This is a genomic window from Gemmatimonadales bacterium (genome assembly GCA_036265815.1).
GTDB lineage: Bacteria > Gemmatimonadota > Gemmatimonadetes > Gemmatimonadales > GWC2-71-9 > CAVVWJ01.
This window is the reverse complement of the sequence record DATAOI010000116.1, coordinates 1-11,586: the sequence shown is the minus strand read 5'-3', so window position 1 is coordinate 11,586 and position 11,586 is coordinate 1. Positions and strand designations below refer to the sequence as shown.

9 protein-coding genes and 1 tRNA gene are annotated in these 11,586 nt (G+C 68.1%); 4 read left to right on the top strand and 6 right to left on the bottom strand.

Annotated features, from left to right (window positions below; all coding sequences use genetic code 11):
- Window positions 1-2 precede the first annotated feature (2 nt).
- A tRNA-Val gene (locus tag VHR41_21120) sits at window positions 3-76 on the bottom strand.
- A gap of 64 nt (window positions 77-140) precedes the next feature.
- On the bottom strand, window positions 141-2,630 hold the full coding sequence (locus VHR41_21115; GenBank protein ID HEX3236708.1) for an Ig-like domain-containing protein: 2,490 nt from the start codon (window positions 2,628-2,630) through the stop codon (window positions 141-143).
- A 169-nt stretch (window positions 2,631-2,799) separates the two neighbouring features.
- Here VHR41_21115 and VHR41_21110 point away from each other — a divergent pair, with 169 nt between their 5' ends.
- Both VHR41_21110 and VHR41_21105 read left to right on the top strand, forming a co-directional pair.
- The gene (locus tag VHR41_21110; protein ID HEX3236707.1) at window positions 2,800-3,285 is read left to right on the top strand and encodes a response regulator; all 486 of its coding nucleotides are present in this window, start codon (window positions 2,800-2,802) and stop codon (window positions 3,283-3,285) included.
- A gap of 78 nt (window positions 3,286-3,363) precedes the next feature.
- Window positions 3,364-4,638: a divalent metal cation transporter gene (locus VHR41_21105; GenBank protein HEX3236706.1), complete on the top strand. Its 1,275-nt coding sequence runs from the start codon at window positions 3,364-3,366 to the stop codon at window positions 4,636-4,638.
- 8 nt (window positions 4,639-4,646) lie between these two features.
- Here the strand turns inward: VHR41_21105 and VHR41_21100 are convergent, their stop codons facing one another.
- Together VHR41_21100 and VHR41_21095 are read right to left on the bottom strand one after the other, a co-directional pair.
- The gene (locus VHR41_21100; GenBank protein HEX3236705.1) at window positions 4,647-5,903 is read right to left on the bottom strand and encodes an aminoacetone oxidase family FAD-binding enzyme; all 1,257 of its coding nucleotides are present in this window, start codon (window positions 5,901-5,903) and stop codon (window positions 4,647-4,649) included.
- Between the two features lie 69 nt (window positions 5,904-5,972).
- Complete coding sequence (locus VHR41_21095; protein ID HEX3236704.1) at window positions 5,973-6,365, bottom strand: hypothetical protein; 393 nt, start codon at window positions 6,363-6,365, stop codon at window positions 5,973-5,975.
- Window positions 6,366-6,630: 265 nt separating this feature from the next.
- Between VHR41_21095 and VHR41_21090 the strand changes: the two genes are divergently transcribed.
- The gene (locus VHR41_21090; protein ID HEX3236703.1) at window positions 6,631-8,496 is read left to right on the top strand and encodes a chloride channel protein; all 1,866 of its coding nucleotides are present in this window, start codon (window positions 6,631-6,633) and stop codon (window positions 8,494-8,496) included.
- Window positions 8,497-8,896: 400 nt separating this feature from the next.
- On the opposite strand, the gene VHR41_21085 is transcribed toward VHR41_21090, so the two are convergent.
- Together VHR41_21085 and VHR41_21080 are read right to left on the bottom strand one after the other, a co-directional pair.
- Complete coding sequence (locus tag VHR41_21085) at window positions 8,897-9,211, bottom strand: hypothetical protein (protein ID HEX3236702.1); 315 nt, start codon at window positions 9,209-9,211, stop codon at window positions 8,897-8,899.
- A gap of 1,126 nt (window positions 9,212-10,337) precedes the next feature.
- On the bottom strand, window positions 10,338-10,823 hold the full coding sequence (locus VHR41_21080) for a hypothetical protein (protein ID HEX3236701.1): 486 nt from the start codon (window positions 10,821-10,823) through the stop codon (window positions 10,338-10,340).
- 136 nt (window positions 10,824-10,959) lie between these two features.
- Here VHR41_21080 and VHR41_21075 point away from each other — a divergent pair, with 136 nt between their 5' ends.
- Window positions 10,960-11,568 (top strand): TetR/AcrR family transcriptional regulator, encoded by a 609-nt coding sequence (locus tag VHR41_21075; protein ID HEX3236700.1) that lies wholly within the window; start codon window positions 10,960-10,962, stop codon window positions 11,566-11,568.
- Window positions 11,569-11,586 lie beyond the last annotated feature (18 nt).

The following is an 11,586-nucleotide window of genomic DNA, read 5'->3' as shown; positions in this document are numbered from 1 at the left end:
CATGGGCGATGAGGGGCTCGAACCCCCGACCTCGCGCATGTGAGGCGCGCGCTCTAACCAGCTGAGCTAATCGCCCGGAACTCGGGGAGGGGATTCTACCAACTCCCCTGGCCTGGGGCAAGCCACGCGCCGGACCTGCTTCAGCGCCCGTGCACCTCGTGGAACGCGGTGCCGGAGCTGTCGCTGTACCGCTTGTTGCCGGGGTACGTAGCGGTGAGCAGGTTCGTGCCCTCCTTCTTCAGTCGAATCCCGCAGTGCCCGACCGCGACGCTCGCACTGCACTTCTCGCTGTCGTGGTCGCTTCGCACGGTCACGTCCCCCGTTGGAGTTCCATCCGCCGCGGTCACGGTGAAGCTCACATCGACCAGATCTCCATCGGCGGACGGGTCGGGCAAGTCCTGGATGATGGACGTCTGGGTCTGCATCGCCTGGACGGTGATCGTGACCTGCCCCACCGAGGTGCCATCCGCCCTCGCTTTAATGGTCTTCGTCTCCGCCGCGGTGGAGGAGAAGGTGAACGTGGCCACGCCGCCGGCGCTGGTGACCGCAGACGCCGGGTTGATGGTGTTCTCGCTGCCCGACGCCTCCAGGGTCACCGGGATGTTGCCGATCGGCGTGTTGCTGCCGTCACGCACCGTCACGGTGATGGTGCTCGTAGCACTCCCCGCGGCGATCGTGCTGGGATCCGCCGTGACGCTGGAGTTCTGGGCGCTGGGGACCGCATGGGCCAGATCGATCTCATCCGAGGTCACCCCGGTGTAGCCGCTGGCGCTGAACGCCAGCGTCCGAGTCCCCGCCGTGCCGCTGATGGCGAGGTTGGTGTACTTGGCGCGCCCGTTGGCGTCCGTCGTCACCGTCGTGGTTCCCTCGAGCGTGCCTCCGCCCAAGCCGATGTCCGCACGGACAGCGACCCCCGCAGTGTGCAATTCGCCACCGAACGGATCGCGCAGCTGCACCTCGGGCTGGTGCCCGAAGGGAACCCCACTGGTGGCCAAGCTGGACGGCTGCTGGCTCAGCGCCAGAGACGGCGGCGCGGCCGGCTGCACCTCGTGCGACTCGGTGTCGCTGCTCGCCGCGAAGCCGTTGTGTGCCGCATAGGTCGCGGTGAGCGTGCGGGTGCCCACGGTCTGCAGGGTGAGGCTGCAGCTGCCGGCTCCCCCGCTGAGCGAGCCGGTGCAGCTGGCCTGCCCGTCGCTGACCTCGACACTGCCGCTCGGGGTGCCACCCGTGGAGGTCACCGTGATGTCGACGGTCACGGACTGTCCGGCGGCCGACGGCTCGGGCTTGTCGGACGTGATCGTGGTCGTGGTGGACACACCCGTGAGGTCGATGGTGTTCGAGCTGACCGGGGCGAAGCCGCTGGCGGAGAATCGCAGCGTGTGCGGTCCCGCCGAACCCTCGATCGACAGATCGGTGAAGGTGGCGAGTCCGTTGGCGTCGGTCCGCCGGCTGGTGGTTCCATGCAGTGTGCCGCCGCCGGAGCCGATCGTGGCCTTCACCTCGACCCCAGCGGTATGCGCCTCGTTGCCCTGGGCGTCCAGAAGCTGCACCGTCGGCTGCTGTGCCAGCACTACCCCGCTGGTGGCGGTGGCGGACGGTTGCGTGCGGATCGCCAGCTTGGCCGGCGCGCCCGCGGTGGCGGTCGCGCTAAATTCGGCGATGCCGATCCCGGAGACCACGGCGCTCGCCGTGTTCGTGTCGGGCTGAGGTCCCAGGGTCCACGACGCGGCCGATCGCCCCGCGGCGTCCGTCGTGGCGCTAGTCGGATCCAGCGTGCCACCGCCGGCGCCGACCACCCAGGCCACGGCCGTGCCCGAGACCGGGTTCCCCTGGGCGTCGAGCACCTCGATCACCAGGCTGTCGGGCAGCTTGCTGCCGACCGGGGCGGTCTGGTCAGTGCCGGACACCGCCCTCACCGTGGCGGGGCTGCCGGAGGTGGCGGTGTGGGCGAACGTCACCGGCGAGCCGGCCAGTCCCGCCGCGGTGGCGAGCGTGTGCTGAATACCGGCCGTGGGCCCCAGCGTGCGGGTGACCGATGTCTGCCCGTCGGCTCCGGTGGTGGTGGACGTCTCGCTCACGTCGCCGCCACCGTCCACCGTCCAGTCGACCGTCACGCCCTCGACCGGGTTGCCGAAGTTGTCGCTGACTTTGACCACCAGCGACTCGGGCAGAGTGCTGCCCACCTGCCCGCTCTGGTTCTCACCGCCCGCGGCGGCGATCCCGTTGGCGCCTACGGGCAGCGCAGTCAAAGTGAAGCTCGCCGTCGGTGGATCGCTGCCGTCGGTCGTCAGGGCCTCCGCCTGGCCCTGCTGGCTGCCGACCCGGGTCCCCAGCACCGCATTCGTCCACGCCAGGCCGTCGCTGTTGGTGGTGCTGGTATCGGGATCGAGCGCCGCGCCCGGCGCGGCATTGATGAGCCCGAACACCACCGTCGCGCCCCGCACCGGGCGTCCCTCGGCGTCGGTGACCGATGCTACGATCGAATCCGCGAGCGCCTCCCCCACCCGGGCAGTTTGACCGCCGCCGGACTTGATGGTGATCGCCGTGGGGGCACCCGACCCCGGCAGCAGCAGATCGCCGCCTCCGCCGCAGGCCGCCAGCAGACCCAACGCTGGGATGAGACGTCGCATTGCTTTACTCCTGACAAACGAAGGAACAGGCTATCTTGCGGCGCACCACATTCGGGCGGATATTCGGTGGCCCTTTTACATACGTCCTCACAACCCGGCTCCGCCAGTGGCCAAGTCCGGCTCTTCCCCCCGATCCAACGATCCCGGGATCAGGGGGGACCTCATTCTTGTGGTCGACGACGAGGCGGTCGTCCGGCGGCTGGTGCGGCGTGTGCTCGAGCGCGAAGGCGCGACCGTGCTCGAGGCGGAGGACGGCGAGCGGGGCCTCCGCCTGATCATGGAACACGCGGGTGCGTTGAGCCTGGTCATTACCGACCTCGTCATGCCGGTGATCGACGGCTTCGAGGTGAGCGAAGTGCTCTCGATCTTCCTCCCCGCCCTCCCGGTACTCACCATGTCGGGCCACGCCACGGTGTCGGAGGCGCAGCGCCGGCTCACGGTCATCAAGAAGCCGTTCTCGATCTCCGGCCTGGTGGACGCGGTCCTGGCGGTCCAAGGACAGACCGCCAGCCCCCTGTCGCAGGAGCAGCGGGTCCGGGCGCAGCAGCTCGGCCGGATGAGTTCCACACTGCCCGACCCCGCGCTGTCGCCCGCGCAGTCGATCGACCTCGTCGCTGCGGCGTTTGAGCTCAGACGAATGCGGAACCAACCCTGACCTCCGACTGGCTGTTGCAAGCCCTTTAAAATCGCATATTTGGGCTCGCACCCGCCGTGATCCAGCCCACATAGCCGTATGCCACCGACTCGCCGAACACCTCCTCCCCGACGGCTTCCCCGTCTCCTAGCCGCGCTAGGGCCCGGACTCATCACTGGGGCCGCTGACGACGACCCATCGGGCATCGCGACCTATTCCCTCGCCGGGGCCAGGCTCGGGACCGACCTGCTCTGGATGGCCTGGGTGACCTGGCCGCTGATGGCAGCGGTGCAGATGATGTGCGCCCGGATCGGGATGGTCACGGGGCGGGGACTGATGGGCGCGCTCCGTGGCAAGTTCCGCCGCCGGGTCCTGGCGCCCGCGGCGGGAGCGCTGCTGATCGCCAACACGATCAACATCGGCGCCGACCTGAGCGGCATGGCCGACGCCGGCGAGTTGCTGTCGGGCGTGAGCTCGCATCTCTGGGTGGTGCTGTTCGGCGCCGGGATCGCGTGGGCCACCATCCGCCTGCACTATCATGAACTCGCCCGGGTGCTCAAATGGCTCACACTCGCGCTGTTCTCCTACCTCGCCACCGCCGTCTTCATTCACCCGCACTGGGGCGACATCGCGCGGGCCGCGTTCCTGCCCGGAATTCCCCGCGGGCGCCAGGCCTGGGCGATGGTCGTCGCCATCCTGGGGACGACCATCAGTCCGTATCTATTCTTCTGGCAGACGTCGGAGGAGGTCGAAGAAGAGAGGGAAGGTGGGCGCCGCACGGTCGCCGAGCGGGAAGGCGCCACGCGCGCCGAGCTGATCGACCGGAGCCTCGATGTCGGTGTCGGGTCCTTCTTCTCCAATCTGGTGATGTTCTTCATCATCCTGGTCACGGCGCTCACCCTGCACGCGCACGGTGTGCGGGCGCCGGAGACGTCCCGCGAGGTGGCCGAGGCGCTTCGTCCGCTGGCGGGACGGTTCGCCGCGCTGCTGTACACCGCCGGCATCGTGGGCACCGGTCTCCTGACGATCCCGACGCTGAGCGGCTCCGCCGCGTACGCCCTGGCCGAGCTGTTGGGCTGGCGCGAAGGGGTGGACCAGCCCTTCCGCGGAGCCCCTGCATTCTATGTGATCGTCGCCGCCTCGATCGCGGGAGGCGTGGCGATGGACTTCGCCAACCTCAATCCGGTGCAGGCACTCTACTGGTCCGCCGTGATCAACGGCCTCCTCGCGCCGTTTCTCCTCACCGGCATCCTGATCATCGCCTCCGACGCCAAGCTCATGAGGGGCCAGCCGAGCTCGCGGCTCGGCCGACTGGTCGTCGGGGCGACGACGGTGGCGATGTTCGCGGCGGGGGTGGCGATGTTTCTCGTGTGAGGGGGGGCTTACGACCCTCCGCGAGCCGCCCCCACCCCCGCCGCCCGGCCCGTAGCCCACGCCCACAGGAAGTTGTAGCCCCCGATCGGGCCGAAGGCATCGAGCAGCTCGCCCGAGAGGTAGAGGCCGGGGTGCCTTCGGCTCTCCATGGTGCGCGGATCGATCTCGGCCAGGCTCACGCCGCCCCCGGTCACCTCGGCCTTGCGGTAGCCCTCGTCGCCGGTCCAGGGAAGCTCTCCCCGGACCAGCACCTCGATCAGCCGGAGCCGCTCCTCGCGGCGGAGCTGGGCCAGCAGCCGCGCCGGATCGATGCCGGCGGCCTGCACCAGCGCGTCCGCCAGACGGGCGGGGAGCTCGCCGCGAACCACGGCGCCGACGCTGCGGCCGCCGCTGGCCCCGCCGTCGGCGCGGAGCGCGGCGGTCCACTCCTTCGAGTCGAGCGACGTCCACCGCACCTGGAGCCGGGCTGCTGAGCCTTCCGCCCGGGCGCGCACCAGCACGTGCGAGACGTCGAGCACCGCCGGGCCGCTGTAACCGTGATGGGTGAAGAGAAAGCCGCCCGCAGCCGCCGCGCTTCGTTCGCCATCGCGCGCCGTGAGCCGCACCGGCAGCGAGACGCCCGCGAGCGAGCCGAACCGGGGCGGCTCGTCCACCACGGGAGTGAGCGCGGCGTAGGTGGGGTGCACAACGTGCCCCAGCGCCCGGAGCACCTCGAGCCCACCGCCGTCGCTGCCGGTGGTGGGCACCGACAGGCCGCCGGTCGCGACGACCACCGCGTCCACCGCGAGCGGAGCCTCCCCCGCGCGCTCGATCCGCCACTCGCCGGCGCCCGGGGCGAATCCCGTCACCACGGTATTGGGCATGAATCGCGCGCCATGCCGGGCGGCCAGCGCCAGGAGCCCGTCGCGCACGTCACGGGCGCGCTCCGAGACCGGAAAGAGCTTGGCGGAGGCCGGCTCCTCCATCAACGGCAGCCCGAGGTCCCGCTCGAAGAAGGCGATCTGCTCCTGGAGCGGCCAGGAGCGGATCATATTGCGGAGTGTGTGCGGTGAGGAGTCGGTGACGAAGCGCGACTCCTCCAGCCGGGACGGGAGAATGTTGCAGCGGCCGCCGCCGCTGATGAGGATCTTGCGGCCGCCGTCCCGGGTCCGCTCCAGCAGAAGCGTCTCGGCGCCGTGGGCAGCGGCGAAAATCGCGGCCATGATGCCGGCGGCACCAGCGCCGATCACCCCAACCCGTCGCGCTCTCGCAGTCCGCTCTGTCATGCAGCAGACTGTCAGGTAATCTCTTGCCGCACAAGTGAGGGATCGGCTACGTTGCCGCCGGCCCGCGGTCTATAGCCAGGCCTCGTCGAAATCCCGGGTCCGCGGCACGATTTGCGTGGCGGAGTCCACCTGAAGTCGCAGCGCGCCATTGGAATGGACCAAGGCGTTGAGGATGTCGTACCTGCCTGGCTCGGGTACCACGAGACCCTCCACGATGACTTCGCTCGGGAGTGGCTGCCCATCGCCCGAGGCCAGCACCTGACGGACCCGGATCGACCCCATGGTGCAGAAGAAGATGACGCCCCGCTGTGGCTCGGGTGCGTTGCGCCACTCCGGGGCTTCGGCAGTCACCCGAATCCCGGTTAGATCTGCCCGAACCTCTTGACCGTGCCTGATGTCGGCCTCCGTCATCCGCTCCTTCAGACGGTAGGTCTGTGAATGGGCTGTGACGCGGGGTTCCATATCGCCCTCCTGTGACACGAGTCTCGCAGCCATGTCTAGCAGCCAGTGACTTCACTATAGGACGGCGCGGGAGAAGTGTCGGTGGGGGCCGTGCGCGGCGGGTTGTGGGGCCGATCACAGGACCTGCCGCGCAACCGTAGCAGTCTGCACGTGGTCGTGGCCAGCGTAGGTTGCACAGAGCGCGGCCATTTCATACTTGCTGGTGTGCTCCTCTGAGGTGTGCACCGGGTTCTCGCGACCAGCGCAGGAAAGGGAGAGTTTTTACGTGAGCCAAGTCCATACGGGGCAGCGTCACTTGGACCGGCTGGGCGACTTCACCACCGACGCGCGCCTGCTCATCCTGACGCCGATGGCGGCCGTCGTCGGCGTCATCAGCGCGCTGGTGGCCGTCGCGTTGGTCTGGCTGATCGGGGGGGTCACCAACCTCGCCTACTATCATCGGCTGTCGTCGAAGCTCGTCCCCCCCGCCGACAACCGGCTCGGGGTGTGGGCCGTCCTGGTTCCGATCGTGGGCGGACTGATCGTGGGCCTGATGGCCCGCTACGGATCGGACCGGATCCGCGGGCACGGCATCCCCGAGGCGATGGAGGCCATCCTGATCGGGCGGAGCCGCATGCAGGCCAAGGTCGCGGTGCTCAAGCCGCTGTCCTCCGCCATCTCGATCGGCACCGGTGGTCCGTTCGGGGCCGAAGGCCCGATCATCATGACCGGCGGCGCCTTCGGGTCGCTCTTCGCGCAGGCCTTTCACTTGTCGGCGGCAGAGCGCAAGACGCTGCTCGTGGCGGGAGCGGCGGCGGGCATGGCGGCGATCTTCGCGACGCCGCTCGCCGGGGTGCTCCTCGCCGTGGAGCTGCTCCTCTTCGAATGGAAGCCGCGCAGCTTCATCCCGGTCGCGGCCGCATCCGCCATGGCTGCGGCGCTCAGGGTGCCGCTTCTGGGCGCGGGGCCGATCTTCCCGGTCGCGATCCACGCCACCCTGCCCTGGCGCGAGCTGGCCTGGTCGCTGGCGATCGGCCTCCTGGCCGGCTTCGCGTCCGGTGGCATCACCTGGTTGGTCTATACCTGCGAAGACCTGTTCGCCCGGCTCCCGATCCATACAATGTGGTGGCCGGTGATCGGCGGGGCGTTCGTGGGGCTGGGCGGGTTGATCTTCCCGCACGCGCTCGGCGTCGGATACGACCTCATTGCCAATCTGCTGCGCGGGAATCTGACCGGGACCTTTCTCCTGGGACTGCTGCTCACCAAGGCGCTGATCTGGGCCATCGCGCTTGGCTCGGGCACCTCGGGCGGCGTGCTCGCGCCGTTGCTCATCATGGGTGGCGCCCTGGGCGCGGTCGAGGCCCAGTGGATTCACCCGGCCGAAGGCGGGCTCTGGGCGATGACCAGCATGGCGGCGATGATGGGGGGCACCATGCGGTCCCCGCTCACCGCCGTCGCCTTCATGCTGGAGCTGACCGGCGACATCGCGGTGCTCCCGGCGCTCCTGATCGCGTGCGCGGCGGCCCACGGCGTCACGGTGCTGTTGATGCGGCGGTCGATCCTGACGGAGAAAGTGGCGCGCCGCGGCTATCACGTCGCGCGGGAGTATGGCGTGAGTCCGCTGGTGCGGATCCGGGTGGAGGACGCGATGGAGCGCGACGTGCCCGCGCTCCCCGCCGATGCCCCGCTCCAGACGGTCGGCGAGCGGCTCGCGGCCGGCGATCCGGTGCTCGGCCATCGTGACGAGTGGCCCCTGATCGATCGGCAGGGCGCGTTGGTCGGCCTGGTGACCCGCGGCGATCTCATGACGGCGCTGGCGCGAGCCGGTACCCGGGAGTCCACCGTGCGTGAGGTCGGGGTGTCCCGACTGGTGGTGGCCTATCCGGATGAGCTGCTCGAGGAGGCCGTGGCCAAGATGGCGCGGCACAAGGTGGGGCGACTCGCGGTGGTGGATCGGCACGAGCCGAAGCGGATGATCGGGTATCTCGGCCGGGCCGAGATCGCGGCCGCGTGGCACGAACTGCTGATGGAGGAACACCAGCGGGAGGCGGGGTGGCTCACCAGCCGGCTTCGGCTGCTCAGGAGGAATGTGTCGCGGGTGCTGGCGGGGTCCAAGGCGGCCGGGGGGGATTCCGACGGGGGCGGAACGTGAGGTTGTGGAGTGGGCCCTCCTGGATTCGAACCAGGGACCGACGGATTATGAGCCTGATTGGAGTCTTTCGGTGAGTGGCTATGAATGCCGTCAAGTACCGGCGTAAGTCGCGTTTACGGGAACGTCCTAACCCACTAGTTCCGCCGAGTCATCACCTGTTTTCCCCAGATTAGGCACACAAGGAGCACACAAGTAACCTCCACACCTGGAGGCCCTCTAGCGAATGCTTCGTCGATTCCTATGGCCTCGCTCTACGGCGGTGCGTGAGCTTCGAAGGCGGTTCGCTCGCCTAGGCCGTACACCCGCCGGGCAAACAAATCCAGGAGAGCATCCGCATCCGCCAGCAGTATGTGTGCTCCAGGCGAGTGCGTATGGCGAAGCAGGGGGCTCCGTCTGGCAGCTATTTACCTGCCCGAGCCTCGAGACGCTGCGCGGACTCCGCTGGTAAGAGGCCACCCACGACCCCCAGCAGTTGGTCCGAGGTGAAGGACTCGGCGAGCGTCGGCACATCGGCGGGCATCCCGGCCAGGGCCGACGCGCCGATGTGAAGGATGGGAAGATCGGGGTACTCGCGTCGGATGAGTCTGACGAGACTCGGGGTGTCTTCGCCGGTGCCTGTGGTGTTCAGGATCAGCAGGCCTATGTCCGGAAGCTCATGGCAAAGTTCGCGGGCGGCGAGCCCGTCATGGGCTTGGAACACGCGATAGCCGGACATCCGGAGGAGCCCGGTCACAGAGAGCAAGAGGGCGTTGTAATCGCAGATGACAATGCGCCTGCTGGTAGGACGCGGGGATGACATCTTAGTCCCTAGATCCGGCGACGGCGCCGGCCTTGGTCAGCGAGTCAAGTGGGGTTGAAGGAAAGGTACTCTGCTGGCCGGGGTTTGGATTGGCCTCTCACGCCACGGCGAGGTGGTGTGGTCATCGGCCACGTTCGCCGCGTGACCGGAAACTCGAGCACGTGCTCGGCCACCGGATAGCATCGTCGCCGGCCTCTCCAAGACATAGGCAGGGATCGGATACCCCGTCATTCGCCAGCCTCATCGGATCGGGAGGCCCTCGCTCTCAGTATCTCGCCAAAGGCTCCCGATGTCCGACTGTTCTGTGTGCAGGTGCAGGGCTGCCCGGGACGCGGCTGCCTCAAAGTCGTGGAGCCGCCTAATGCCATGGAGGTCAGCAATGCGTCGCGATCTCCGCCACACTCGGGGCAACTGTACGTGTCGCTCATGGTACGTTCCTGTTCTGAAATCAGCTCTCGGCGATCGTCGGGATATGGACGAGCCGGGGGGCTGAGCATCGAAGCACTGAGGAGGTCAGGAGGATGCTCCTGTCGATGTCGCACTAGTCCCCGATCGCATCAGCCTGAGCCCCGCCGTCAGTCTGGCCGGCGACTTCCTGCAGCACGTCGCCGCCGGCTTCATGTCCGCGACTTCCCGGGGGCCGTTCGGGGGTCGAGGCCCCTCGTCAAGGCACGCCGAGCCATTGGTGACCGCAGCGCATGCACCGCGCCTTTCGGGAGGGGCCCAGGCCTTCGCTGCGATGCCGCCCAGATTGGCCGCACGAGGGACATGGGCCGGGTTCGAGAGGATGCCACGGGTTCGTACATCCCCATTTCAGCTGGCCGGCTTTCTCTCCCACGGGAACCATGGGATGCCCGTCCTCGGGGCAGCTCCGCATCATTGCACCTCTCTCACCGGTCGCGAGCATGGCTCAGGGCTACCGCGCCGTGCGGGGGATCCTGATCTTCGATATGGCCTTCGTCGCCGTCGTCATGGTTCCCTCCGAACCGAGTCAGCGATCACCTCTGACGGTTTGCATTCCTGTTCGGTTCTACCCCAGTGACTAGAGGGTCGGCGGGGCGAGGTTGCCACAGGCGACGGTCACCGCGTCGTTGCCGGCGGACGCACGCACCATCACGAAGTAGCTACCCGCCGTCGGCGTGTCGTACGGCAGATTGGCCGTCACTGTCGCGCGGCCATTACCGCCGACCTTGGCGACCGGGTAGGCGTCGGCTGACCCGACTACCCCCTTATCGGACCCACACTGCCCGCGGTGCAGCTGCCAGGGATGCAGGCCCCCGGGGGAAGCATTGGCGAGATCCAGCGATACGGTAGTATTGCCGGCCGTCTTGGCCGGCGTCATGGAAGCGGAGCCGTTCATCTGTACCGCGCCAGCAAGGTTGGCCGGAGTCGCCAGGTTGGCGTGCCAGCGGGAGTTCAGGTTCTCGTCTTTGGCGCTCACCTGGACGGCTTGTCCCTGGTGGAATGGATTGCAGGACGCTATGGCGCAGGCTGCGACGGCGAGAATCAGGAGTCGATGGTGCTGCATGGAGCCCTCCAGAGGGGCGGTGCTGCAAGAAGCCTGGTCCTCGCCCTCACAGTCGAGGGTCGTGGTATTGACCAAGTGGATAACATATTATACTCTCTATTGGACAGAAGGTCAATAGAGACCCAGGGAGCGATCCATGCCAGGAAAGAAGGCGTCGGAGACCATGCGGCGGCAGCAGATCCTGAAGGCGGCGCACGACGTCGCGCTGCGGCAAGGACTCGGCGGCGTCACGCTGAGGGCCGTGGCCGCCCGAGCGCGGCTCAGTCACGGACTTGTGCTCTTTCATTTCAAACGGAAAGACCAGCTGGTCAGCGCGCTGGTGGACCGGGTGCTCACCACGAGCCTGTCGCTCGGCATCGCCGAGGACGTGTCGAGCATCCGTGATCCGCGGGAGCGCTTACGGTCTCTGCTGCGGCAGGAAATGGCTCGGTTTTCGGGCGACACCCGTCAGGTCCGCCTCTTTCTGGAATACTGGGCGCTGGGCACCCGGAACAGCGTCATCCGCGCAAAGGTCAGCGCGGAGCTCGAGCGCTATCGCGCGGCTTTCCGGGTGCTGACGCAGGAGGTGTTGCACTCGGAGCCCTCCCGGTTTGCCGGCGTGACGGCTGACGGGCTGGCGGCGGTGGCGGTGAGCTTTATCAATGGATGTGCCGTGCAGGCGATGATCGACCCTGACGGGTTCGACATGGAAGAGTATCTCAGGGCTGTGCAAGGGATCTTCGGGAGGGTCCCCATGGCAGCGTAGGGTGCCAGATCGACCGGA